Here is a 25,236-nt window from a genome sequence, read left to right as displayed (position 1 = left end):
GTTTAAAATTATTTTCTATTTTAGACGTTACATTTATCAACTTAATGGTTGTTTTAAAATAAAGTTTTTTATTTTTGCCACAAATTAAATTCTAAAATTAAAGATTATGTCAGACATTGCATCAAGAGTAAAAGCGATTATCGTAGACAAATTAGGCGTTGACGAAAACGAAGTTGTAACAGAAGCAAGCTTCACTAATGATTTAGGAGCTGACTCATTAGACACTGTTGAGCTTATTATGGAATTCGAAAAAGAATTTGACATTCAAATTCCAGACGATCAAGCTGAAAACATTGCTACTGTTGGTCAAGCTATTTCTTACATCGAAGAAGCTAAAAAATAATACACTCGCACCCGGTTATAATTTCAATAATCGGGTGTTATTATTTTTTTAAAATTAAAAGTCCGATTGAATTTCAATCAATTACACATAATGTAACACCCATGGCTCTTAGGTGCTAAAACACAAAAGAAAGCGTGGGTTTTGCTTGTTTAAAGATAACAAAATACAGAATATATGGTATTAAGACGAGTTGTTGTAACAGGTTTAGGTGCCCTTACTCCTATTGGAAACAATATAGAAGAGTATTGGAATGGTCTAATTAACGGAGTTAGTGGGGCTGCACCAATAACTTATTTTGATGCTTCAAAATTTAGAACTCAATTTGCTTGCGAACTTAAAAACTTCAATGTTGAAGAATTTATAGATCGAAAAGAAGCCAGAAAAATGGATCGTTATGCTCAATATGCCATGGTCTCTTCTGAAGAAGCAATGAAAGATGCTAATTTTGATTTAGAAAAAGTAGACAAAGATCGCGCGGGAGTAATCTGGGGTTCAGGAATTGGAGGTTTAGAAACTTTCCAAATAGAAGTTCTTAATTATGCTGCCGGTGACGGAACACCTCGATTCAATCCATTTTTTATCCCAAAAATGATTGGCGATATTGCTTGTGGTCATATTTCAATAAAATACGGCTTTAGAGGACCTAACTTCGGAACTGTTTCTGCTTGTGCTTCTTCTACAAATGCTATTATTGATGCATTCAACTACATTAGATTAGGTCATGCCGATGTTATGGTAACTGGAGGTTCAGAAGCCGCAGTGACTATTGCAGGTATGGGAGGATTTAATGCTATGCACGCTTTATCTACCAGAAATGATGATCCAAAAACAGCTTCAAGACCAATGGACAAAGACAGAGACGGATTTGTACTTGGAGAAGGAGCAGGAGCTATCATCCTTGAAGAATACGAACATGCAGTAGCACGTGGCGCTAAAATCTATTGCGAAATAGGTGGTGGTGGTATGTCGGCAGATGCGCATCATATTACAGCTCCACATCCTGAAGGATTAGGTGCAAGAAATGTAATGCTAAACTGCTTAAGAGACGCAGGTTTAAAACCAACTGACGTTGACGGAGTTAACATGCACGGAACTTCAACTCCTCTTGGAGACATGGCCGAAAGTAAAGCAATCGAACAAGTCTTTGGAGAACATGCTTATACCATGAACTTGAATTCAACAAAATCCATGACAGGTCACTTATTAGGAGCTGCAGGAGCAATTGAAACAATTTCTGCTATTCTTTCTATAAAACACGGAATAGTTCCTCCAACAATCAATCATTTCACAGATGATGAAAAAATTGACTCTAAGTTAAACTTCACTTTCAACACTGCTCAAAAAAGAGACATGAATGTTGTAATGAGTAATACTTTTGGTTTTGGAGGTCACAATGCTTGTGTATTAGTAAAAAAATTAGGATTCTAATTTTATACTATGAGTATATTCAAAAAAATATTTACAAAATCCCGTTCTCAAGAAGACGGGATTTTTTTTGATGCTATCCAAAAAATCCTTGGCTTCCCTCCGGGCAAACTAATTCATTATCAAAAAGCCTTTACCCACCGCTCTTCCGGGAAAATGGATTCTACAGGAAACCCTATTAGTTATGAGCGTCTGGAATTTTTAGGAGACGCCATGTTAAGTTCGGTTATAGCTGCACACTTATTTAACGAAGCACCATCAGGAGACGAAGGCTATCTTACCAAAATGCGTTCTAAAATTGTAAGCAGAGAACATTTGAACGAATTAGGAAAAGACCTGGACTTAATTCGCTTTGTAGAAAGCAAAGTTCCCGTACAGCATTTTGGAGAAAACATACATGGAAATATTTTCGAATCTCTTATTGGAGCAATCTATCTTGACAAAGGCTATGCTTTTTGCGAAAAGTTCATTCAACAAAAAGTAATCATTCCTTATGTTGACATTTCCAGACTCGAAGGAAAAGTAATAAGCTACAAGAGTTTAATTATTGAATGGTGTCAAAAAGAGAAAAAACAATTTCATTATGACATTTTTGAGGACAATGCCATAGATGGACAACGCCTATTTGGTGTTAAATTGAGCATTGACGAAAAAGTAATTGCAAAAGCAAGAGCAACTTCTAAAAAGAAAGCCGAAGAAAAAGCTTCGCAACGTGCCTATTTTGTGTTTCAAGAGAAAATGAGCAAAAAATAATACTAAATTCCTCAAAGCTACAACGTTTTCGTTTTAAATTTAACGAAATCATTATATTTTCAACACTTAAACTTCGATAGAAATAGTATATTTACATCTTTATTTTTAATGAAGATGGCTGTTCATAAATTAAGTCTTGACGAATTTGATGAAATTGATTACAATCTTATCGCGATTCATACTTCTTTAGAAGATTACCGATTGGCATATTTTATCAATCAAAAACTTCCTATAAATCTAGCAAAAAGCATAGATGAAGTTCATATCAATATCAAAGAAGGAGAAACAAAATTCTCAAGATTTTACTATTATGACGAAGAAAATACAGTAGCCTGGAACTTAGTTCAAAACATCAACGAGGTGGTTTCAGAAAAAAACGAAGGAGTTCACAACTTATTTTCGGATACAAGCGAAGACATTTCGACAAAAGTGTACTTATTGCCTGAATTTAAAAAAGCTGATTATTTTTTAAAAATAGACAATACTGATGACAACATAGATGTCAATGAAATAAAAACAATATTAAATACCATAGACAACATAACAACAGTATATACTGTTGAAACAAAACAAATAAAATCTAAAAACAATCTAATTTTTTAATGCAAATGATTACTACAAACAAGAAAACTAAAATTGTGGCTACCCTTGGGCCTGCTTGCAGCACAAGAGAAATCATAAAGGACATGGTTGAAGCAGGTGTAAATGTATTCAGAATTAACTTCTCTCACGCTGATTATGCTGATGTAGAAAACAGAATAAAAATCATCAGAGATCTTAATGAAGAATTCGGTTATACTACAGCCATACTTGCAGACTTACAAGGACCAAAACTTCGTGTTGGAGTAATGAACGACGGTGTTGTTGTAAACGATGGTGACTTAATCACATTTACTACAGCCGAAGACATTGTAGGAACTGCCGAAAGAGTTTTCATGAAATACCAAAACTTTCCTAACGATGTAAATCCAGGTGAAAGAATCTTATTAGATGACGGAAAATTAATTTTCGAAATCGTTTCAACTGACAAAAATACAGAAGTTGTTGCTAAAGTAATTCAAGGTGGTGAATTAAAATCTAAAAAAGGAGTTAACCTTCCTAATACTAAAATATCTCTTCCGGCTTTGACTGAAAAAGATATTGCCGATGCTATTTTTGCTATTGGACAAAAAGTAGACTGGATCGCTCTTTCATTCGTAAAAACTCCACGTGATTTACAGGACTTACAAGAATTAATTGCTGAACACGCTGAAAACAAAATTCCAATTGTTGCTAAAATCGAAATGCCTGAAGCATTAGAAAACATGGATAAAATTGTAGCTTATTGTGATGCTTTGATGGTTGCCCGTGGAGATCTAGGAGTTGAACTTCCTGCTCACGAAGTACCATTAGTACAAAAAGACTTAATTCGAAGAGCAAAAACGGCTAGAATTCCTGTTATCGTTGCTACGCAAATGATGGAAACCATGATTACCAGCTTGACTCCTACAAGAGCCGAAGTAAATGACGTTGCTAACTCAGTAATGGATGGTGCTGACGCTGTAATGCTTTCAGGAGAAACTGCTGCCGGAAATTACCCAGTACAAGTAATTCAAAAAATGACCCAAATTTGTGAGGCTGTGGAAAATTCACCTCTTATTCACGTACCACAAAACACCCCACAAATCAAAACAAACCGTTTTATCACTAAAACAATCTGTCGTCATGCAGCAACTATGGCTAACGCTATTGAAGCAAAAGCTATTTCTACAATGACTAACAGTGGTTATACTGCTTTCCAATTATCAGCCTGGAGACCTAACACTGCTGAGATTTTGGTTTTCACTTCAAACAGAAGAATCCTTACTCAATTGAGTTTGTTATGGGGAGTTAGAACTTATTTCTATGATAAAGAAGAAAGTACTGACACTACAGTTACTGACATCAACAAAATAGCTAAAGAAAAAGGACATGTTGAAACAGGTGATTATATCATCAACTTAGCTTCTATGCCTATTACCGAAAAAGGAATGGTAAACACCATGAGAGTTTCTGAAATTATCTAATAGCAATTTTAGCAAAATATAAAAATCCGTCCCGATAGCTATCAGGACGGATTTTTGCTTTTAAAAAATAATCCAAACTATAGTTCTACAATAATTTTTCTTACTTCATCTTTAGATTTTCCTGTTTTCCAATCAACTAAACGTAGATTTGTTGTTAATTTGAATTACGACTTAAACTTATTATTTCTCAACTCATAATAAATTACAAAAATGAATCCGTATTTTGATATTATCATTCGAAGTGCTTCTGTATATCTATTTATGTTAATCGCTCTCCGAATGTTTGGCAAGAAAGAATTATCTCAACTAAATACTGCCGATGTTATTTTGATTCTACTAATTAGCAACTCAGTTCAAAATGCAATGGTAGGAAACAACGTGAGCCTTTTTGGTGGTTTAGCTGCAGCCGCAGTACTATTTATTATCAATTTCACTTTAAAAAAATTAACATTTATGTTTCCGAAATTCAGTGCTTTTATACAAGAAAAACCAGAAATATTAATCCACAACGGTCAAATGTATTTCAAAACATTGAGTAAATTAAACATTACTTCTAATGAATTAAAAGAAGCCATTAGGGAACATGGAATCGAACATTTCTCAGATGTAAAGTTGGCAATGCTGGAAATTGATGGAAATATCAGCATAATTTCTGGAGATAAAAATCTTCGTCAAACACATTACAAAAGAATAAAAAGAAACAAAAAAGTAATAAACTAAAGCCCAGCAACACTTTTAAAATAAATAATACAATATTTCTTTTTAGCTATTTGTATAATCTTAATTTATAAAAAATTGCTTTCAAAAAAATTAAGAAGAATTAAACAGCTATCTTAAAAAATATCATTTATATTTGACTAACATAAAATGCATTTAGTATGGAATTTAAATCTAAAAACCCTTTTTTAAACAATAAAAACTTCTCGCCTACATCTAGAGCAGAGCAAGTTCACGAAGCAACCGTTATTGGTTACGACCAAGACATGACACTTTCAGGAACTATTAACAAAACCATTTTACTATTCTTATTACTTACGGCATCAGCAATGGTTATCTGGTGGATGACGTTTAATGGCATGAATCCTATTATACCTGCTATTGGTGGTGCTATCGTAGGCTTCGTTTTGGTAGTAATTTCTGCTTTCAAACCACAATATTCGGGCTATTTAGCTCCAGGCTATGCCTTGTTTGAAGGATTATTTATCGGAGGAGTTTCTGCTATTTTTGAAGTACAATATCCTGGAATTGTTATCCAAGCAGTTGGAGCTACATTTGTAACTTTTGCTGTTTGTTTAGGACTTTATAAGTTCCAAATTGTGAAAGTAACTGAGCAATTCAAATCGGTTGTGGTGGCAGCAACATTAGCCATTGCTACTTATTATCTAATCTCCTGGTTAGTTTCAATGTTTACAAGTTACCAGCCTGTGCATTACGGCAACTCAATGATGAGCATTGGAATCAGTGTTTTTGTAATTGTAATTGCAGCTTTAAACTTATTCTTAGACTTTGACCGAATCGAACAAGGAGTCCAACAAAGAATGCCTAAATACATGGAATGGTTTGGCGCTATGGGATTGATGATTACCCTGGTTTGGTTGTACATTGAATTCCTAAGATTGTTATCTAAACTTTCAAGTAAAAAATAATTTCACCGAAAAAATTATTAAACCGCAAATTCGCAAATTAGTTTCTAGTTTATGAATTTGCGGTTTCTTTTTTAAAAATCAAATTTTAGCTGTACTGCAACAACCGCTTTCTTCACTTCGGTATTTAAATTACTCATCGAAATTCCGAGTAAACGAACCGAATCTTTCATTCTTTCCTGATACAACAATTCTTTTACCGTTTCCAGAATCAATCCTTTGTCGGCAATGAAATAAGGTAAAGTTTTACTACGTGTCTGCTGTGTAAAATCACTGTATTTTATTTTTAAGGTTACCGTTTTCCCCGAAACATTGTGCTTTTTAAGTCTTCGTTCCAAGCTATTGGCTACGAGTTCCAATTGTTCCAACATAAAAATTTCGGAAGAAAGATTAACATCAAAAGTATGTTCGGCAGCGACTGATTTTGCAATGCGACTTGATTTTACTTCGCTATTATGAATTCCACGCACCACATAGTAATAATAACTTCCCGATTTCCCAAAATGCTTCTCCAGAAATTCCAAGGATTTACTTTTTAATTCCAATCCCGTAAAAATACCCAATTGGTACATTTTCTCGGTCGTAACTTTGCCCACACCATAGAACTTTCGAATAGGCAAAACTTCCAGAAAAGGAATCACCTCCTCAGGAGTCACCGTTTTTTGTCCATTAGGCTTATTGTAATCACTGGCAATTTTAGCAACAAATTTATTAATCGAAATTCCCGCCGAAGCCGTTAATCCAACCTCATTAAAAATACGGCTGCGAATTTCCTGCGCCAACAAACTGGCACTAGGATTTCCTTTTTTATTTTGGGTTACATCCAGATATGCTTCATCCAATGAAAGCGGTTCAATCAAATCAGTATAATCTCGGAAAATCTTATGAATTTGATTCGAAATTTCCTTGTAACGCTCAAATCGTGGTCGTACAAAAATAAGTTCGGGACAATATTTCTTTGCCAAGACACCACTAATAGCCGAACGAACACCAAATTTCCGGGCTTCATAACTAGCCGCAGCAACAACACCACGATTTTCTGAACCTCCCACAGCAATGGGTTTTCCACGAAGCTCAGGATTGTCCATTTGCTCCACAGAAGCAAAAAAAGCATCCATATCGATGTGTATGATTTTTCTATGAGGATTCATTTCAGACATAAAACAAAATTATAATATTTTTTTACGCTTAAATACATATAAATATCTTACATTTAACATGCTTAAAATCAAAAATCAATTCATTTATAAAACAATACCTATGAATATAAAAATACTTTCCTTATTCCTTTTTCCAGTTTTATCATGGAGTCAGATTGATATCAATACTAAAGATTACAAACGTTACTATAAAGACAAAGTAATATCCATGGAAGTATGGAAAGGATCTGATAAAATAATGGATAGCATGAAAACCTATCACAGCAATGGAAAAATAAATGAAGTTTTTTATTTTGATGATAAAGGACGTAGAGATTCCTATTCATTTCAATACAACGATCAGGGTGAAAAACTGGTTACCTGGAATTTCTCGCATGGGAAATTGTTAAGCCGAACCGATCACAAATTACCTTTCAACAACAAGGAAACAGAAGAAAACGCAAAAAAGTACCTTCAGTTACTTACAGAATTAAATACCCGAACAAATTATAATCCAACCAATTTATGGGACTTATTTAACAGAGGTGATTTAAGAGCCCGTCTGGGCAATAGATTCTTAGCACTTGATGATTTAAGAAAGGTAGAATGGATCGTAAATAAAAACAATAAAGACACTACCAGAGTAATCTCAGAAGCTGCAAAAAGAAGCCGAAAAAATTTTGAAAGCACTCTTTATGACATATTTGCTAACTTATATGGAGAACTTGAAATGGAAAATGCTGCCAATCAATATTATGTTAAAGCGATGGCTGCAGCTCCAGAAGACTATCGAATCCTATATAATTTTGGTAATTATTTGCTAGAAAAAAAATCCACTGATTTAGCCCGCTATTATTTAGAAAAAATTGTTGCCGTACATTCAGAACACGGTCATGCAAGATGGGGATTAGCACGATTATATAGTGATATTGGCGAATATAAAAAAGCCATGGAAAGTATCACCATTGCTTTCAAAAAAGAAAAAGCAATCATAGCACACTCATCTAATTATGGAGGCAGGGATTTAAGAACTACCAGAGGTTTATTATACCATAAACTGGGCGAATCCGAAAAAGGAATTCAGGATTTAAAAGAAGCCTTAAAGATGGACAAAAACAATTCGTATGCTATGAAAAATTTAGGCATTATTTACCTGGATCAAAAGAAATATAGTCGAGCCTGTGAATTATTCGAAAAAGCCAAAGCACTTGGTTACACCTTAGTTTATGATGAAAATGATTTAGCTACTTTGATAGAAAGCGCCTGTAACAATGTCCCTCAAGTTGAAACTGTAAGCATCCCTAAACCTTTTGTATTTCCTAATCCTGCCACAACTGTGATTACAATTAAGAATTACGATTACAAAAATTTTGATTATGATTTTTTTGATTTCGAATCCAATGCTATTTTACACGGAAAAAGCACCGATGGTACTATTGATGTTTCCAAATTAAATACTGGTTTTTATATTCTTAAAATTTCTAATACCGATTCGCCACAAACATTTAAAATTATAAAAGAATAATATATCTTTAGTCTCTATAATTTACAAGATAGATGTTAGAAATAGAACGAAAATTTTTAGTCACTTCAGATTCTTATAAAAAGGAAGCTTTTTCGAAAAAACGCATTATTCAAGGCTATTTAAGCTCAAATCCTGAACGCACTGTTAGAGTTCGAATAAAAGAAAACAAGGCTTATTTGACTATAAAAGGAAGCTCAAATGCTTCAGGCATGTCTCGTTTTGAATGGGAAAAAGAAATTGCTGTTGATGAAGCTAAAAATCTATTGTTGCTTTGCGAAAAAGGAGTAATCGACAAAACGCGCTTTGAAGTAAAAGTAGGCAATCACACCTATGAAGTGGATGAGTTTTACGGCGAAAATGAAGGCTTAGAAATGGCCGAAATCGAATTGCAATCGGAAACAGAAATGTTTGAAAAACCGAGTTGGTTAGGAGAAGAAGTCACGAATGACAACCGTTATTACAACTCTTATTTAAGCAAGAACCCTTATAAAAACTGGTAATTTATTTTACTATTTCCTCAATAGTAACAATCATAGAACCTGACCCTCTGTTTTTGGCAATTTCCATAAAAGCTCTTTTAGTCAAATCAATTTCTCTTGATCTCACAAATGGACCTCTGTCAATAACCTCAACAATAACTGATTTTCCGTTGGCCTCATTGGTAATTTTCAGTTTGGTTCCGAAAGGGAATTTTTTATGTGCTGCAGTATAATCATTATTACTGAATCTTACTCCGCTTGTAGTACGCTGTCCGTTAAATTTATCGGCATAATAAGAAGCATGAACACTTCTTTTATACACTTTTAGCTTACCTACTACTTCATCCTGAATCGTATCTTTTACTATTTCATTTTTAGTTACAAAAGCAAAAGCTTTATTATCTTTATTCAAGCTATCCTTAGATGAATTTCCTTTTGAAACAGATGATTTTGACAAAACAGTTTTTGCTGATGTAGTTTTTTGTCTAACCCTACTTTGAGCATTTACAAAAACTACACTAAGAAGTAATAATAATGTTATTGATTTTTTCATATTAACTTTTTAGTTCAAATCTATTAAAACAAAAACCAGATAAAAAAAGTCCTAAAAAGGACTTTTTAAGTTTTTATTGAAGCCATAACGACCAGGGAATTCTACTTAGTATCAGCAATAATCCTAATCCATAGAAAATAGAAAAAGTCTTGAATTTTGATTCGCTTGTAGTTAGCTTTTTATGTTTAGACCAACCAATTGTAATTAAAACAATAGCAATAATATTAATTAATGGATGCTCTAATGAAGTTAATCGCAACATTTTGTCTGACATTTGGCCTAAAGATGTAAATCCAAGTGGCGAAACAAAATATAAAATCAAACCAATTAATAATTGAGTGTGAGTTCCTATCAATCCAAAAATTGCAATCTTTCTATCTTTAGCAGTAAACTCTTGTTTGGAAGCTAAACCTATAAAAGCATTAACTACCGCAACCACTAATAATAAAAGTGCTAAATAAGCCCAACCTGAATGAAATTTTTGAATGAATTCGTACATGTTTTTGATATTTTTTTTAACAAATATAAACAAAAAAGGTATAAAAAAAACCTCATTCCGCTAAAAGAGAATGAGGTTTATATTCATTTAAATCAAGTATTTTTTAAACAATGACTGAAAATCAGCAATTTAAACAAAACAAGCTAAATGTTATTTATTTCTTAAAAAATGACTCAACAAAGAAGCCGTAGAACTATCATGATTTTTAACTTCATTTGAGTTAATTTCGTCCAGGATAGAATTAGCCAATTGTTTTCCTAATTCCACTCCCCATTGGTCATAACTAAAAATATTCCAGATAAATCCTTGTACAAAAATCTTGTGTTCATATAAAGAAATCAAAGAACCCAATGACTTAGGTGTCAATTTCTGAATCAAGAACGTATTTGTAGGTTTATTTCCTGCAAAAACTTTAAATGGTAAAAGGAATTGAGCTGCTTCAGCCGAAAGTCCCTGTTTGTCAAATTCTGCCTGAACTTTTGCTTCTTCCTTTCCATTTAACAACGCTTCCGTTTGTGCAAAAAAGTTAGACATCAATTTATCGTGATGATTGTTATCCCCATACAAAGGCTGAACGTAACCAATAAAGTCAGTTGGAATCAATTTAGTTCCTTGGTGAATTAATTGAAAAAAGGCATGTTGGGCATTCGTTCCTGGTTCTCCCCAAATAATAGTTCCTGTTTGATAACCGACAGCTTTACCATCACGACCAACACTTTTACCATTACTTTCCATAGTTCCTTGTTGTAAGTAAGGCGCCAGTTTTTGTAAATATTGGGTATATGGAATCAAAGCTTCGCTCTCTGCTCCAAAGAAATTGTTGTACCAAACACTTAACAAAGCCAAAACAACTGGTATATTTTTATCAAAATCGGCTGTTTTAAAATGCTCATCCATCTCGTTTGCTCCGTTTAACAATTCTTCGAAATTATCAAAACCTACCGCTAAACTGATAGACAATCCTACCGCACTCCAAAGTGAAAAACGTCCTCCAACCCAGTCCCACATTGGGAATACATTGTCAGGATTGATTCCGAATTCAGTTACTTTTTGCAAATTAGTAGAAACTGCCACAAAATGTTTGGCTACATCTTCCTGTGATGCCCATTGTAAAAACCATTTTCTGATAGTTTCAGAATTAGTTAAAGTCTCCTGAGTAGTGAACGTTTTAGAAACAATAACAAAAAGAGTCGTTTCCGGATTTAACTTTTTAATGATTTCATTCACATGATCCCCATCAACATTGGAAACAAAATGAACATTCAAATTATTTTTATAATATTGTAAAGCTTCAACCACCATGGCTGGTCCTAAATCAGAACCACCAATACCAATGTTTACTACATCAGTAAAAACTTTTCCGGTATAACCCGTTTTTTTACCCGAAGTAATCTCATTAGTAAAAGCTTTGATTTTATTTTTTACTTCATAAACCTCCGGAATTACATTTACTCCGTTTACATTAATTACAGCCGATTTTTTAGCTCTTAATGCAGTATGAAGTACGGCTCTATTCTCAGTTTGATTAATTATTCCTCCTCCAAAATAATCCTCAATCCCATTTTTAAGTCCCATTTCATTAGCCAACTCAAGCAATAAAGCCATTGTTTCCTGATTGACAATATTTTTAGAATAATCAATTAAAAAATCATTCCAAAGAATGCTGAATTTTTCCGCTCTTGAAGCATCTTGTTTAAACATTTCCTGCATAGAAACGTTTTGCAATTGATCAAAATGTTTTTCGAGCTTCTTCCATGAAGCTGTTTTAGTTGGGTTTAGAGTACTTAACGCCATTTATTTTTTTGTTTTTAGTGTTTTAGATTTGGTCGTAAAAATACTGAAATTAGTTGTAATTGCAGAAAAGATTCCAACTATATAATTATAAAAACCAACCAGTTTATGCATAAAAAAAGAGAAACAATTCACTATAAACTGTTTCTCCCTTATAATTTCAGATTAAAAAATCAATGCTTTAAACTATAAATTCCCTATGCTGTCCAATTCCCGCTTTAAAGGTTCGATTGTATTCATAAATCTCGCTTTGTTTCCGCTCTCCATCGGCGTTCCTGTAGGTAGTTTCAATTTTAATGCATCAACCTGTACTCCATTTTTCCAAAAACGATAACATACATGAGGGCCCGATGCTAAACCCGTACTCCCCACACGACCGATAACGTCTCCCTGATTCACATGCTGACCACGTCTCACCAAGATTTTTGACATGTGCAAATATTGGGTAGAATAAGTACCATTGTGTTTTACTTTTACAAAGTTTCCATTACCTGCTGTATAACCCGTTGTTTCCACCACCCCAGCTGCCGTAGTCATAATAGGAGTTCCCGTAGGAGCTGCATAATCAGTTCCTTTATGCGCCTTCCATTGGTGTTGCACGGGATGAAATCTATTCATTGTAAATCGGGAAGTAATTCGGCTAAACTTAATAGGCGATTTCAGGAAAAGATTTTTCATCGTCTTACCATCTTCGTCATAATAATCGACTTTGCCTGAAGCCTGATTTTGAACAAATGGAAAAGCATACATGATTTTGCCCTTGTATTCAAAAAAAGCTCCTTCGATATTACTTACGCCATTATAAATCGAATCATTTATATAACGTTCATTGAATGCAATTCCAAAACGATCTCCTTTTTTTAATTTGAAAAAGTCAATTGACCAGGAATAAATTTTTGTAATCTGACTTGCCAAAGCCGCTTCTACTCCCGAATTAGTTAAAGTTTCAGACAGAGAACCTTTTAAAACTCCTGTAATCACTCTGCGTTTATAAGTTACAGGGCGTACTTTTTTATGCGCAACTATCACCGAATCACGCAAATCAAAAACATAATACGTTAAGTCGTTTGGTTCGTAAATAAAAACCTGTAGTTTATTGGTTTTATTCTTAGATCGCAACATGGTGTATGCCTTATCAGGTCTAATGGTACGCACATCAAAAGTATCTTTAATACTATTTACAATATCATAGATTTTTAGGTCGCCAATATTTTGCTCATTTATAATCGTTCCAAAAGTATCTCCTTTTTTTACGGTGTCCTGAACAACATTAAAGTCGGCAAAATTAAATCCAAAATCAGAATTATCTTTTTTGGAATTTAGTTTTTTAACTAGCTGTTTCTTCTGTGTTTCATCATCCGATTTTTTACAGGATATTACTAAAGTTAGTGCAATTATAATTATTAAAAAGTATTTCAAACTGTTTCTATTTATTGTATTCTACATCTTATTATTCTTGACCCCAATTTGCTAATTCAGCCCCACTCCATAATTCAGGAAAAAATATTCTTTTTTGATGCTTTGGATGCATATATTTTCGCCAGTCACTTCCCCCTGTTGCTTCTCCATCTCCCATACCACTCTGATCAATGTATTTAATAGCTACATTTAAATGTTGCAATACCCAGCTAATATTTACTGTATAATCTAAATGACGCATTGCATCTTTCAAAGTTTGTAACTCCTGATCCTGAACGGAAAGCTGTTTATATTTTTGCCAAATATTTATGGATTTATACTCTTCCATATAATTTAAAAAAGTGGCTTTATATTTTTTCTCGAATTCTTCTAAAGTATAGGTTTTACCTCCTGTTTCCGGTTCTGTTCCAGCTGCCTGCCAATACAAAATTTCAAACGCATTTTCATTTGAAATAGTATTATCAAATGTTGCTCTAAAACGGCTATCAATCAGATTAACCAAATCAGTTGTACAAAACTCAATTAAACGGTATTGTGCACTTTGAAAACCACTAGCCGGAGTGAGTGTATTTCTGAATTTCATATACTGTTCTACATCCATGCCCTTTTCCATGATAGCAAAAGAGGTGGTTAGCATATCAAAATAACGACTAATACGCATTAATCTGTCGGTGAAAAAATCGGCTTGAATATTTTGAGTATGAGAAATCTGATTCATTTCCCAAAGAATCATCTTGAAAATTAATTCGTTGATTTGATGATAGAGAATAAAAACCATTTCATCAGGTAGAACTGTTCTTTGAATTTGCAAATTCAACAATACGTCCGTGTGAATATAATCCCAGTAAGTAACAGGTTTTGACCAAAGCAAACCTTCTAACTGCGTATCCGTTTTTTGATGAATGGATGCGTATTTTTGTTCTATTTCTTTTAAAATACTGGCTGTATTCTCATTAACACTCATTATTTCTTTATTTTAAAAGAGCCTTTCAATCCTTTGAAAGCATCTAAATCGGCTTTGAGTGATCCTACTGCTAATTCTGCCTTTATACGCACTGGCAGTCTATTTTCGTCGTCTGAAACCCAAACCGTTAAACTCTCCTGTTCTTTAAAAACACGTCCTGACTGTACTAAAGGTCTAAAAACCATTGAAGACACCACTCCAAATTTAGTGGTAATATCTTGACGCCCGATAAATTTTAACTTAAATTTTGTGGTTTCTTCATCAAAAAACATATCTATTACAACAAACTCTCCGGGCTTGATTTTATCAATATTAGGATAATTACGTAAGTAATAAAAGGACGATAATATATCTTGAGTGTTTTTTGGAACAACAAAGGTTTTTTCGGTTTTCCTTTTATAATCTTTAACCGTTATTTTATTGGCTGATTGATTAAAAAAACCTTCCTGATCTTTGGTATAACCTCCTTCATCAATCTTTCTTACAAATTGATACGGATTCCCTGTTTGCTTATCAATATAGCTTTCATAAGTATCGTTAACTTTAAAAAAAAAGCGTGACAAACCGGTAGTATAACCTTTACCTATAACGTGAAAAACTTTTGTATTATCTACAGTAGCGTCTTTTACCTCAAGTGTGGCATATCCAGCATTGACAAATCCGTAATGAATACGAAATTTAAACCATTCACCCACACCGTATGAGTCATCGGCATGAGAATCAAAACTGGTAGTTAAAATCAATAATGAGAGTAGCATTATCTTTTTCATAATTTACTTTATTTTTATTGATTCAATTTTGCAAATTCTGTTCCAAATATATTAAAACAAAAAAACTCAGTCAAATAATGACTGAGTTTTTATGCTATTAACCAACCAAAAAATTATAAATTATTAAATTTATATAAACCAAAAGGAAACCACGCCTTTTGTTTTGATATGACAAAGATACGGCAAGAAAATGCGATTTCTATAGTAAAAATACAGTTTAACATAATTTTAAAAGAAGATTCGGAAGCCCAGCTGTTTTTTTTTACATATCATAAAAAAAACAGTGATAAAAAATTAAAGTGTTAATTTTACTTTTAAACCGAAAATCAAAAAGCTAATTATTCCTGACTTAAAAAGCTTTTGTTAACAAAAAAAAGTCGCAGTTTTTGACAAAAACCGCGACTTTCAGTCTACTATTCGTTTCTTTAATTTTTTGTTTTTAGGTATTAAAAAGGAAATCCAACGCTAAACCAGGTATAACTACCATTAGTTTCCGGCGACCAACTCCTTTTTATTTCAATTGGTCCTATAGCAGTTTCTAAACCATATCCTATTGCATAACCTGAATTTTGAGGTATAGAAACCCAATCGACTGTTGAAAAAATATCATCCCCTATATTAGCATAATTAGCCGTAAAATTAATGTGGTTATTTTTAAAGATTTCCCAATCTAAGGTCAAAGTGGATTTAATGTAGCTATTACCTCCTAAACTCAAAAAGTCATAACCATAAAAATGACTGAAATTATTTGTCACATTATAACCAAATCCTCCCAAAATAAAATTAAAAAAAGAAACACTTTTATTACCTATAGAAAATCCTGCTTCTGTTTGAATTTTAGCAGCAACAGTTCTAAACAAAGGAAAAGCAAATCCGAAATTAGCTTTTGCTATTGAAAACGGCATAAACTCTTTTGTATAATTTGAAGAAAAAAGATAGGAATGCATGTCTCCCGAAAAACTCCAGCCTTTTCTTGGAAAAAACCTATCATCCATAGAATCAAAATTGAATCTCCCGAAAACACTCACATAATCACTTTTATCTATTACAGGCTCTGCATTTAAGGTTTTCGAATTTATATTCAAATATTTATATTCCACACCACCGCCAATCAAAAACCGTTGCGCAAACAAGGTCTGAAAATACAATTGATTCGTCAAATCAAACAAATCTATATTTAAGCTTTTCACCCCTAAATCATCAAAATTTAGATTACTTATCTGCCCCTCAATATTTCTATTAAACTGATTCAAATAAGATTTGAATCCAAGACTAATATTGTATCCATTCTCGATATAATAATCAAAATTATAGCGAAAATTATCTCCTAAAATAACATCAAAAGAAGCAACATCATTTTTAAAGAATGTCTTCTTATGCGTTAAATTCACCAGCACCGCACTCTTATAAAGACCATCATAATGCAATCCAAATTTCAAGTAAGTATCGATTGGATTCTCTTTTAAATCCAAATTCAAATTATCTTTCCCATTAATATCTTCAAATGAATAATCGATAGCACTAAAATTCTGTGTCGCATTCAGGTTATTGATTCCTGTTTGCAGTTGACCATAACTAATTTTAGAACCTGGCCTAAATCTTAATTTACCATAAACATATTCCTTAGTGTAATTCTTTAACTCATTGCAATTGATGTTCTCAATTTGCAAACTATCACCCTGAATTTTTAATTTTGGTTTTTTATAATTTTCAGACTTTACTCCTAATTGTTTTAAGCGTTCAAAAACAGAAAAAGCAGCTTCTTCTCCTTTACCCAGAATCTCCTGACCACTATCAAAAGACATCACTCCATAATCTTTAATATCAGGACGAATGTAAATATCTGTCTTTAAAATATTTTCCTTCATCTTGTCGATAGAATGAAGATTGGTAATTTGAACTAAGATTTTTGTAGCATCATTAAGTGATTTTCTGTCCAATAAATCGTTTTGTACATCGACTCCGATGATAATATCAGCACCTAGTTTTCTAACTTCGTCTATGGGATAATTATTAACAACACCTCCGTCTACCAAAAAATGATCCTGATATTCCACTGGAGAAAACAAAGACGGAAATGCAGAACTGGCAATCATGGCTCTTGCTAAATTACCTTTATTCAAAACCACCTGCTCTCCCGTTTCAATATCCGAACCTATACATAAAAAGGGAATTCGCAACTTATTAAAATCCCTTACATGCCTAACATTTCTGGTGATCCGGCTTAATAAATTAAAATTATACAAGCCTTTAGAAAGGGCATCAGGAATCCCTATTTTATACTTATTAAATGGTAAAACCACTGAGTAAACCTCATCATTTCTTTTCTCATAAAAATTTTTGGTTTCTCTGGGAATATAATCGCTTAATAATTCGTCAAAATTAGTTGCTTTAAAAATCGAATCGAGCTGGGCAGCATTATAACCAGCAGCATACAAACCACCAACAACCGCTCCCATACTGGTACCGCCAATATAATCAATCTTAATTCCGGCATCTTCTATGACTTTAAGAACTCCAATATGAGCAAATCCTTTAGCTCCTCCACCGCTTAAAACCAATCCTATTTTCGGTCTGTCTTTTTTTTGTGAAAACACAGTCAGGCCACTAAAAAAAACAAGCAATAAAAGAATATATTTTTTCATAAAACAATCTTCATTTTTGACATTAAACGGCTGTACTTAAATCAATGTGCTGTGGTTTTGTAAAAATCGGTAATTTTTTTGGCTTTTGATACTCCTACAACGTCAGAAATTTCTTTTTCTGTCGCCAATTTCAATCTTTTAACACTTTTAAAGTGCTGAATTAATGCTAACATGGTTTTTTCGCCAATTCCCGGAATCGATTCTATCGAAGAATTCAATGCCGATTTACTTCTTTTATCCCGATGATGTGTGATTCCAAAACGATGGGCTTCATTTCTCAATTGCTGAATTACTTTCAAGGTTTCAGATTTTTTATCCAAATACAACGGAACAGAATCACCCGGATAAAACAACTCCTCTAACCTTTTAGCAATGCCAATTATGCTGATTTTTCCCCGCAAACCTAAATCGTCAATACTTTTCAATGCCGATGACAGCTGCCCTTTGCCTCCATCAATAATAATTAATTGTGGTAACGACTGCTCTTCGTCTAACAATCGTTTATAACGACGATAAACCACCTCTTCCATCGAAGCAAAATCGTTAGGTCCTTCTACGGTTTTTATATTAAAATGGCGATAGTCTTTTTTGCTTGGTTTCCCATCTTTAAAAACCACGCATGCCGAAACAGGATTAGTTCCCTGAATATTCGAATTATCAAAACATTCAATATGCCTTGGTTCCACTGGCAAATGCAAATCTTTTTTCATTTGCGCCATAATTCTGTTGGTATGTCTGTCAGGATCTACAATTTGCAATTGCTTTAATTGTTCAATTCGGTAAAATTTAGCATTTCGAATAGACAAATCTAAAATCTGCTTTTTATCACCTAATTGCGGCACGGTGACTTTTAGGTTTTCGCCTAAATCAACTGCAAAAGGCACAATTACTTCTTTCGACAACAATTGGAATCGCTCTCTAAGCTCTACAATAGCTAATTCCAATAATTCTTCATCGGTTTCGGCTAATTTCTTCTTGATTTCCAAAGTATGGGAACGAATAATCGAGCCGTGCGAAATTTGTAAAAAATTGACATAAGCGGCACTTTCATCAGAAACAATAGAAAACACATCAATATTGGTAATCTTAGGATTCACAATCGTAGATCGCGACTGATAATTCTCTAAAACTTCTATCTTTTCTTTTATTTTTTGCGCCTCTTCAAAATGCATGTCTTGCGCCAATTGCATCATCAATTTCTTGAAATCTTTCAAACTTTCTTTGAAATTCCCTTTCAGAATTTCCCTGATAGCGTTAACCTGTTTTTGATATTCTTCTAATGATTCGTAACCTTCACACGGGCCTTTACAATTGCCAATATGATATTCAAGACAAACCTTAAACTTGCCACTTTCAATATTAGAATCACTCAAATCAAAATTACAAGTGCGTAACGGATACAATTCTTTGATTAATTCTAAAATGGTATTCACCGTTTTAAAACTGGTATAAGGACCAAAGTATTCCGAACCATCTTTGACCATTCTTCTTGTAGAAAATATTCTCGAAAAAGGTTCTTTCTTAATACAAATCCAAGGATAACTTTTATCGTCTTTTAAATTGATATTGTATCGGGGCTGAAGCGTTTTTATCAGATTATTTTCCAGCAAAAGCGCATCAGTTTCGGTAGGAACCACAATGTGTTTTATAGTTACAATTTTCTTAACCAAGACATTGGTTTTAGCCGTATCGTGAATTTTATTGAAATAAGAAGAAACTCGTTTTTTTAAATTCTTTGCCTTACCCACATATAAAATCTTGCCTTCCTTATCATAATACTGATAAACACCTGGACTGTCCGGTAAAGTTTGAATTTGTAATTCGAGAGCTGTTTTTTGCATTAGAATTTTGTTTCAAAAAAAAGATTGAGAACATCAAAAAAACCCAAAATCATGCTGATTTAAAGCTATTGTTTGATTTCTAATCAAATTTACGAATTACAAATAATTATTTCTACTTTTAGTTTTTAATTCCACAGCATAAAATCAAAAATGGAAAACAATAAAAAAGAATTGCGTTTAAAATACAAAACACTGCGAAAACAACTTTCTGAAAACGACATCGAAGAAATGAGTTTAGCCATTGCCAATCAATTGCTGAAACTTCCTGTTTGGGAAAAAAACTACTTTCATGTTTTTTTACCCATTAAAGAACAACAGGAAATCGACACAGAATTGATTTTACATTTGCTTTCAGGCAAAGACAAAGAGATTCTGGTTTCGAAATCTAATTTCCAAACCCGGGAAATGACACATTATCTTTTAACCGATAATACCAAGATCAAAAAAAACGAATATAATATTCCTGAACCCGTTGACGGCATAGAAGTACCGTCAAAAAAAATTGAAGTTGTTTTCATACCACTTTTAGCCTTTGACAAAAAAGGACATCGGGTGGGTTATGGCAAAGGTTTTTACGATAAATTCTTAGGCGAATGCCAAGCCGAAACCATTAAAATAGGACTATCATTCTTTGAAGCCGAAGAATCAATAGACGATGTTCACGATGGAGACATCCAATTGAATTACTGTGTAACTCCAAAAACCATTTATAGTTTTTAAATTCCATAAAAAAACCGTCCCGATAGCTATCGGGACGGTTCTGTATTTTTTACAAGAATTTACTATTCGTGTTTGTGAAAAGCTTTTTTATTAAAAACAATCAAAATCCCTACTCCTGTTGATATTGCCATATCGGCAACATTAAAAATAGCATTAAAAAAAGTAAAATTTCTTCCGCCCCAAACCGGCAACCATTCCGGAAGATTTCCACTCCAGAAAGGAAAGTAAAACATATCGACTACTTTTCCATGAAAATATTCTCCATAAGGTTTATTTGAAAACAATGTTGCCAATTGCGAACTGCTATCGTCAAAGATTACTCCATAAAAAACCGAGTCAATAATATTTCCAAAAGCACCGGCCAGAATTAAAGCAATTGCCACAATTAAATAATTACTACTGTGCTTTCTTTCTACTGAATCCCACAACCAGTATCCAATACCTCCAACAGCTACTAATCGAAATAAGGTAAGAACCAATTTTCCATAGGTACCGGGAATTTGAGTTCCCCAAGCCATTCCTTCATTTTCTATGAAATGAATTTTAAACCAATTGAAAACTTCAACTTCATCTCCTAATATAAAATTAGTTTTTACATATATTTTAGAAATCTGATCAACTATTAATACAATGAAGATAAGTAGATACGCTTTTCGTAGTGACATTTTAAAAATTTTAAGTGCGCAAAAATAGGTAATTTATAAAAATTAAATTCCAAATTCCAATAATTTTACAATTAGGTTTGGAATTTGGAATTCTAATATTGAAATCTCAATTATTATTTTTGAAGGTTTTTAGCCTCAATACTCATTGTAGCATGAGGAACAATTTTCAATCTTTCTTTGCTAATTAATTTACCCGTTACTTTACAAATTCCGTAAGTTTTGTTCTCTACACGGAATAAAGCATTCTTTAAATCGCGTATGAATTTTTCCTGACGGATAGCTAATTGAGAGTTCGCTTCCTTAGACATAGTTTCGCTACCTTCCTCGAAAGCTTTGAATGTTGGAGACGTATCATCTGTCCCGTTATTCAAGTCATTCATATAGGCGCTTTTTATCAAATCTAAATCGGCTTGTGCTTTCTCAATCTTCTTTTGGATTATCTCTTTGAACTCTGCCAAGTCGGCGTCTGAGTATCGTGTTGCTTCATCTACCATGATCAATATTATTTTGTAATTGTTATTTTAGTTTTAATGTCATCAAATTCAATTTCTGTGCCATTCTCAATATGCCCTTCAAAAACCAACTCTTCGGTTAATGTTTCTGATTTGATGTATCCATCGTTTTCGTTTACTGCTGCTTCCAGAGTAACATTGTTTTGCAAGTAGACCTTAATCTTATCAGTCACTTCAAATCCTGAATCTTTTCTGATGTTCTGGATTCTGTTGACTAACTCCCTTGCAATTCCTTCTTTCTTCAATTCTTCAGAAATCGTGATGTCAAGTGCTACGGTAATTCCGTTTGAATTGGCAACCAGCCAACCCTCAATATCCTGAGATGTTATCTCGACATCCTCTAATGATAAAGTTACGTCTTTTCCTGCAATAACAATACTTAAGCTTCCTTCCTTATCCAATTGGTTAATCTGTTCCGGAGAAAAACTTTGTATCTCTTTGGAAATCAATCCCATATCTTTTCCAAAACGTGGTCCAAGTGCCTTAAAATTAGGCTTAATCTGCTTTACCAAAACCCCTGAAGCATCGTCTAAAAGTTCGATTTCTTTCACGTTTACCTCTGCTTTTATCAGGTCAGAAACGGCCTCAATTTCAGCTCTCTGTTTCTCGTCAAGTACTGGAATCATTACCTTTTGCAGCGGTTGACGCACCTTAATCATCTCCTTCTTACGCAGTGATAAAACCAATGAAGAAATGGTCTGAGCTTTCTGCATTTTGCTCTCTAACGATTTATCAACAAAGTTTTCAACGTATTTTGGAAATTCCGCCAAATGTACACTGTCGAATTTCTCTGAAGATGTTGCCAAAGTTAAATCTCTGTAAAGCTTGTCCATAAAGAACGGAGCTATAGGCGCACTCAGTTTACTTACCGTTAACAAACAGCTATACAACGTTTGGTAAGCAGCTATTTTATCCTGAGCATATTCCCCTTTCCAGAAACGACGACGACACAAACGAACATACCAGTTACTTAAATTTTCCTGTACGAAATCAGAAATAGCACGAGCAGCTCTCGTTGGTTCATAATCGGCATAAGCTTCATCAACTAATTTGATTAAAGTATGTAATTCTGATAAAATCCAACGGTCAATTTCCGGTCTTTCGTTCAATGGAACCTCAGCCTCATCAAATTTGAAACCATCAATATTAGCATACAAACTAAAGAATGAATAGGTATTATAAAGTGTTCCAAAGAATTTACGTCGCACCTCAGCCACACCTTCAATATCAAATTTCAGGTTATCCCAAGGATTCGCATTGGCAATCATATACCAACGGGTAGCATCAGGACCATATTCTTTTAAAGTTTCAAATGGATCGACGGCATTCCCCAGACGCTTAGACATTTTTTGTCCGTTTTTGTCTAAAACCAATCCGTTAGAAACTACGTTTTTATAAGCAATAGTATCAAAAACCAATGTCCCAATAGCATGCAAAGTATAAAACCATCCACGTGTTTGATCCACACCTTCAGCGATAAAATCAGCCGGGAATGACTTATTGTTGTCAATTAGCTCTTTGTTTTCAAATGGATAATGCCATTGCGCATAAGGCATCGCTCCTGAATCAAACCAAACATCAATCAAATCACTTTCGCGCTTCATTGGTTTTCCGGAAGCAGAAACCAACGTAATTCCATCCACTACATTCTTATGCAAGTCGATTAAATCATAATTGCTTTCGCTCATGTTTCCAATTTCGAAACCTTTGAACGGGTTTTCTTTTTGGAATCCGGCAGCAATAGATTTCTCGATTTCGTTGTACAGTTCTTCAACCGAACCAATCAGAATTTCTTCTTGTTTGTCATCGGTTCTCCAAATTGGCAATGGAATTCCCCAATATCTTGAACGCGATAAATTCCAGTCGTTGGCATTTTTCAACCAGTTCCCAAAACGTCCTTCTCCGGTTGCTTTAGGTTTCCAGTTAATGGTTTCATTCAAATCAAACATTCTATCTCTCACTTCAGTGATTTTGATAAACCATGAATCAAGAGGATAATATAAAATAGGCTTATCAGTTCTCCAGCAATGTGGGTAACTGTGTACATATTTCTCAACCTTAAAGGCCTTATTTTCTTCTTTTAATCGAATAGCAATCTCTACGTCAACCGAACGTTCCGGTGCCTGATCGGCATCATAATATTCGTTTTTAACATATTTCCCTGCAAATTCGCCTAAACCTTCAACAAATCTACCTTGCAAATCTACCAATGGAACTGCTGTTCCGTTTTCGTCTAAAACTAACATTGGCGGAACTTCAGGAGTAGCTTCTTTAGCCACCTTGGCATCATCAGCACCAAAAGTTGGAGCCGTATGTACAATTCCCGTTCCGTCCTCAGTAGTAACGAAATCTCCCGAAATTACTCTAAACGCATTTTCAGGATTTTGATATGGCAATGCCCAAGGCAATAATTGTTCGTAACGAATACCAACTAAATCAGCTCCTTTAGCTTCAGTTAAAATCTGGTATGGAATCTTTTTGTCTCCTGCTTTGTAATTTTCAAAATCAGCAGCTTCTTCAGTTGCGAAATATGTTTTTCCGAACTGTTTCCCCACTAAGTTTTTAGCCAAAATCACATTGATTGGCTCAAAAGTATATTGATTAAAAGTCTTTACTAAAACATAATCGATTTTTGGACCTACTGTCAAAGCGGTATTCGATGGCAAAGTCCAGGGAGTTGTCGTCCAGGCCAAGATATGAATCGTTCCAAAACCTTCTAAAAAGCCCGGTAAACTTTCAGTTTTAGCTTTGAACTGAGCCACAATCGTAGTATCTGTAACATCGCGGTAAGAACCTGGTTGGTTCACCTCATGCGAAGACAATCCAGTTCCTGCTTTTGGAGAATACGGCTGAATAGTGTAACCTTTGTACATCAAATCTTTATTATAGATTTGCTTCAAAAGCCACCAAACACTCTCCATATATTTGGACTTATAGGTCACATACGGATCTTCCATATCTACCCAATAACCCATTTTTTCGGTCAAATCATTCCACACATCCGTATAACGCATCACCGTTTTTTTACAGGCTTCGTTATAATCTTCTACCGAAATAGTTTTCCCGATATCTTCTTTGGTAATTCCTAATTCTTTCTCAGTACCTAATTCTACTGGCAAACCATGAGTATCCCAACCCGCTTTACGCTTTACCTGAAATCCTTTTTGGGTTTTATATCTGCAAAAAATATCTTTAATCGCACGTGCCATTACGTGGTGAATTCCCGGTAATCCGTTTGCCGAAGGCGGACCTTCAAAAAACACGTAAGGCTCAGCTCCTTCGCGAGTAGTTACACTCTTTTCAAATATATTTTCTTTCTTCCAAAAATCAAGAACTTCCGACGCTACTGTTGGCAAGTCAAGTCCTTTGTATTCAGTAAATTTTGTACTCATTTTATCCTTTTCTTAAACGAGGTGCGAAAGTAAGGAATTTTGAGGAAATTAGAGAAAAGATGACCGGAAAAAGAACAAAAGACTACATTTTGTAATAGACAAGGAATACTTTT

22 protein-coding genes are annotated in these 25,236 nt (G+C 33.9%); 10 read left to right on the top strand and 12 right to left on the bottom strand.

Annotated features, from left to right (window positions below; translation table 11 throughout):
* Positions 1–106: 106 nt before the first annotated feature.
* From EOD40_RS03295 to EOD40_RS03265, 7 genes are all read left to right on the top strand, one after another.
* Entirely contained in the window at positions 107–343 is a 237-nt protein-coding gene (locus EOD40_RS03295) for an acyl carrier protein (RefSeq protein ID WP_007137004.1), read from the top strand.
* A gap of 174 nt (positions 344–517) precedes the next feature.
* Positions 518–1,771, top strand: coding sequence for a beta-ketoacyl-ACP synthase II (gene fabF / locus EOD40_RS03290; protein WP_128193486.1), 1,254 nt, complete (start codon positions 518–520; stop codon positions 1,769–1,771).
* 9 nt (positions 1,772–1,780) lie between these two features.
* Positions 1,781–2,521 carry a ribonuclease III family protein gene (locus tag EOD40_RS03285; RefSeq protein ID WP_128193485.1) on the top strand — a complete coding sequence of 247 codons (741 nt, stop codon included), beginning with the start codon at positions 1,781–1,783 and terminating at the stop codon, positions 2,519–2,521.
* A 114-nt stretch (positions 2,522–2,635) separates the two neighbouring features.
* Entirely contained in the window at positions 2,636–3,124 is a 489-nt protein-coding gene (locus EOD40_RS03280) for an IPExxxVDY family protein (RefSeq protein WP_128193484.1), read from the top strand.
* 8 nt (positions 3,125–3,132) lie between these two features.
* Complete coding sequence (pyk, locus tag EOD40_RS03275) at positions 3,133–4,566, top strand: pyruvate kinase (protein ID WP_128193933.1); 1,434 nt, start codon at positions 3,133–3,135, stop codon at positions 4,564–4,566.
* Positions 4,567–4,776: 210 nt separating this feature from the next.
* Positions 4,777–5,286, top strand: coding sequence for a DUF421 domain-containing protein (locus EOD40_RS03270; RefSeq protein ID WP_128193483.1), 510 nt, complete (start codon positions 4,777–4,779; stop codon positions 5,284–5,286).
* 158 nt (positions 5,287–5,444) lie between these two features.
* A complete protein-coding gene (locus EOD40_RS03265; RefSeq protein WP_128193482.1) occupies positions 5,445–6,212 on the top strand; it encodes a Bax inhibitor-1/YccA family protein in 768 nt (255 codons plus the stop codon).
* A gap of 71 nt (positions 6,213–6,283) precedes the next feature.
* Here EOD40_RS03265 and dinB read toward each other — a convergent pair whose 3' ends face one another.
* The gene (gene dinB, locus EOD40_RS03260; RefSeq protein WP_128193481.1) at positions 6,284–7,369 is read right to left on the bottom strand and encodes a DNA polymerase IV; all 1,086 of its coding nucleotides are present in this window, start codon (positions 7,367–7,369) and stop codon (positions 6,284–6,286) included.
* 100 nt (positions 7,370–7,469) lie between these two features.
* On the opposite strand from dinB, the gene EOD40_RS03255 reads away from it, so the two are divergent.
* Entirely contained in the window at positions 7,470–8,873 is a 1,404-nt protein-coding gene (locus EOD40_RS03255) for a T9SS type A sorting domain-containing protein (protein WP_128193480.1), read from the top strand.
* A 32-nt stretch (positions 8,874–8,905) separates the two neighbouring features.
* Positions 8,906–9,373: a CYTH domain-containing protein gene (locus tag EOD40_RS03250; RefSeq protein WP_128193479.1), complete on the top strand. Its 468-nt coding sequence runs from the start codon at positions 8,906–8,908 to the stop codon at positions 9,371–9,373.
* Position 9,374: 1 nt separating this feature from the next.
* Here the strand turns inward: EOD40_RS03250 and EOD40_RS03245 are convergent, their stop codons facing one another.
* From EOD40_RS03245 to uvrC, 8 genes are all read right to left on the bottom strand, one after another.
* A complete protein-coding gene (locus EOD40_RS03245) occupies positions 9,375–9,905 on the bottom strand; it encodes a septal ring lytic transglycosylase RlpA family protein (RefSeq protein ID WP_128193478.1) in 531 nt (176 codons plus the stop codon).
* 73 nt (positions 9,906–9,978) lie between these two features.
* A complete protein-coding gene (locus EOD40_RS03240) occupies positions 9,979–10,404 on the bottom strand; it encodes a hypothetical protein (RefSeq protein ID WP_128193477.1) in 426 nt (141 codons plus the stop codon).
* A 150-nt stretch (positions 10,405–10,554) separates the two neighbouring features.
* Positions 10,555–12,198, bottom strand: a complete 1,644-nt coding sequence (gene pgi, locus EOD40_RS03235; RefSeq protein ID WP_128193476.1) for a glucose-6-phosphate isomerase — start codon at positions 12,196–12,198, stop codon at positions 10,555–10,557.
* A gap of 183 nt (positions 12,199–12,381) precedes the next feature.
* Entirely contained in the window at positions 12,382–13,614 is a 1,233-nt protein-coding gene (locus EOD40_RS03230; RefSeq protein ID WP_128193475.1) for a peptidoglycan DD-metalloendopeptidase family protein, read from the bottom strand.
* A gap of 31 nt (positions 13,615–13,645) precedes the next feature.
* The gene (locus tag EOD40_RS03225) at positions 13,646–14,578 is read right to left on the bottom strand and encodes a tryptophan 2,3-dioxygenase family protein (RefSeq protein WP_128193474.1); all 933 of its coding nucleotides are present in this window, start codon (positions 14,576–14,578) and stop codon (positions 13,646–13,648) included.
* Positions 14,578–15,348 (bottom strand): DUF3108 domain-containing protein, encoded by a 771-nt coding sequence (locus EOD40_RS03220; RefSeq protein WP_128193473.1) that lies wholly within the window; start codon positions 15,346–15,348, stop codon positions 14,578–14,580. Before EOD40_RS03220 ends, EOD40_RS03225 begins: the two co-directional genes overlap by 1 nt.
* Before the next feature lie 446 nt (positions 15,349–15,794).
* Entirely contained in the window at positions 15,795–17,993 is a 2,199-nt protein-coding gene (locus EOD40_RS03215) for a patatin-like phospholipase family protein (protein WP_128193472.1), read from the bottom strand.
* A gap of 41 nt (positions 17,994–18,034) precedes the next feature.
* Positions 18,035–19,834 (bottom strand): excinuclease ABC subunit UvrC, encoded by a 1,800-nt coding sequence (gene uvrC / locus EOD40_RS03210; protein WP_128193471.1) that lies wholly within the window; start codon positions 19,832–19,834, stop codon positions 18,035–18,037.
* 150 nt (positions 19,835–19,984) lie between these two features.
* Here uvrC and EOD40_RS03205 point away from each other — a divergent pair, with 150 nt between their 5' ends.
* Positions 19,985–20,554 (top strand): 5-formyltetrahydrofolate cyclo-ligase, encoded by a 570-nt coding sequence (locus EOD40_RS03205; protein ID WP_128193470.1) that lies wholly within the window; start codon positions 19,985–19,987, stop codon positions 20,552–20,554.
* 62 nt (positions 20,555–20,616) lie between these two features.
* Here EOD40_RS03205 and EOD40_RS03200 read toward each other — a convergent pair whose 3' ends face one another.
* From EOD40_RS03200 to ileS, 3 genes are all read right to left on the bottom strand, one after another.
* On the bottom strand, positions 20,617–21,219 hold the full coding sequence (locus tag EOD40_RS03200) for a lipoprotein signal peptidase (RefSeq protein WP_128193469.1): 603 nt from the start codon (positions 21,217–21,219) through the stop codon (positions 20,617–20,619).
* Positions 21,220–21,332: 113 nt separating this feature from the next.
* Positions 21,333–21,713 carry a TraR/DksA family transcriptional regulator gene (locus tag EOD40_RS03195; RefSeq protein ID WP_066325548.1) on the bottom strand — a complete coding sequence of 127 codons (381 nt, stop codon included), beginning with the start codon at positions 21,711–21,713 and terminating at the stop codon, positions 21,333–21,335.
* An 8-nt stretch (positions 21,714–21,721) separates the two neighbouring features.
* A complete protein-coding gene (gene ileS / locus EOD40_RS03190; protein ID WP_128193468.1) occupies positions 21,722–25,123 on the bottom strand; it encodes an isoleucine--tRNA ligase in 3,402 nt (1,133 codons plus the stop codon).
* Positions 25,124–25,236: the final 113 nt, after the last annotated feature.

The organism is Flavobacterium sufflavum (assembly GCF_004016525.1).
GTDB classification, from domain to species: domain Bacteria; phylum Bacteroidota; class Bacteroidia; order Flavobacteriales; family Flavobacteriaceae; genus Flavobacterium; species Flavobacterium sufflavum.
The sequence above is the reverse complement of the archived record's forward strand: the minus strand, read 5'-3'. Positions and strand labels throughout refer to the sequence as shown.

Excerpts from the sequence above, each read along its gene's own strand:
- EOD40_RS03295 (WP_007137004.1), top strand. The coding sequence starts at position 107 with ATGTCAGACATTGCATCAAGAGTAAAAGCGATTATCGTAGACAAATTA.
- fabF (WP_128193486.1), top strand. The coding sequence starts at position 518 with ATGGTATTAAGACGAGTTGTTGTAACAGGTTTAGGTGCCCTTACTCCT.
- EOD40_RS03285 (WP_128193485.1), top strand. The coding sequence starts at position 1,781 with ATGAGTATATTCAAAAAAATATTTACAAAATCCCGTTCTCAAGAAGAC.
- EOD40_RS03280 (WP_128193484.1), top strand. The coding sequence starts at position 2,636 with ATGGCTGTTCATAAATTAAGTCTTGACGAATTTGATGAAATTGATTAC.
- EOD40_RS03270 (WP_128193483.1), top strand. The coding sequence starts at position 4,777 with ATGAATCCGTATTTTGATATTATCATTCGAAGTGCTTCTGTATATCTA.
- EOD40_RS03265 (WP_128193482.1), top strand. The coding sequence starts at position 5,445 with ATGGAATTTAAATCTAAAAACCCTTTTTTAAACAATAAAAACTTCTCG.
- dinB (WP_128193481.1), bottom strand. The coding sequence starts at position 7,369 with ATGTCTGAAATGAATCCTCATAGAAAAATCATACACATCGATATGGAT.
- EOD40_RS03255 (WP_128193480.1), top strand. The coding sequence starts at position 7,470 with ATGAATATAAAAATACTTTCCTTATTCCTTTTTCCAGTTTTATCATGG.
- EOD40_RS03250 (WP_128193479.1), top strand. The coding sequence starts at position 8,906 with ATGTTAGAAATAGAACGAAAATTTTTAGTCACTTCAGATTCTTATAAA.
- EOD40_RS03245 (WP_128193478.1), bottom strand. The coding sequence starts at position 9,905 with ATGAAAAAATCAATAACATTATTATTACTTCTTAGTGTAGTTTTTGTA.
- EOD40_RS03240 (WP_128193477.1), bottom strand. The coding sequence starts at position 10,404 with ATGTACGAATTCATTCAAAAATTTCATTCAGGTTGGGCTTATTTAGCA.
- pgi (WP_128193476.1), bottom strand. The coding sequence starts at position 12,198 with ATGGCGTTAAGTACTCTAAACCCAACTAAAACAGCTTCATGGAAGAAG.
- EOD40_RS03225 (WP_128193474.1), bottom strand. The coding sequence starts at position 14,578 with ATGAGTGTTAATGAGAATACAGCCAGTATTTTAAAAGAAATAGAACAA.
- EOD40_RS03220 (WP_128193473.1), bottom strand. The coding sequence starts at position 15,348 with ATGAAAAAGATAATGCTACTCTCATTATTGATTTTAACTACCAGTTTT.
- EOD40_RS03215 (WP_128193472.1), bottom strand. The coding sequence starts at position 17,993 with ATGAAAAAATATATTCTTTTATTGCTTGTTTTTTTTAGTGGCCTGACT.
- uvrC (WP_128193471.1), bottom strand. The coding sequence starts at position 19,834 with ATGCAAAAAACAGCTCTCGAATTACAAATTCAAACTTTACCGGACAGT.
- EOD40_RS03205 (WP_128193470.1), top strand. The coding sequence starts at position 19,985 with ATGGAAAACAATAAAAAAGAATTGCGTTTAAAATACAAAACACTGCGA.
- EOD40_RS03200 (WP_128193469.1), bottom strand. The coding sequence starts at position 21,219 with ATGTCACTACGAAAAGCGTATCTACTTATCTTCATTGTATTAATAGTT.
- EOD40_RS03195 (WP_066325548.1), bottom strand. The coding sequence starts at position 21,713 with ATGGTAGATGAAGCAACACGATACTCAGACGCCGACTTGGCAGAGTTC.
- ileS (WP_128193468.1), bottom strand. The coding sequence starts at position 25,123 with ATGAGTACAAAATTTACTGAATACAAAGGACTTGACTTGCCAACAGTA.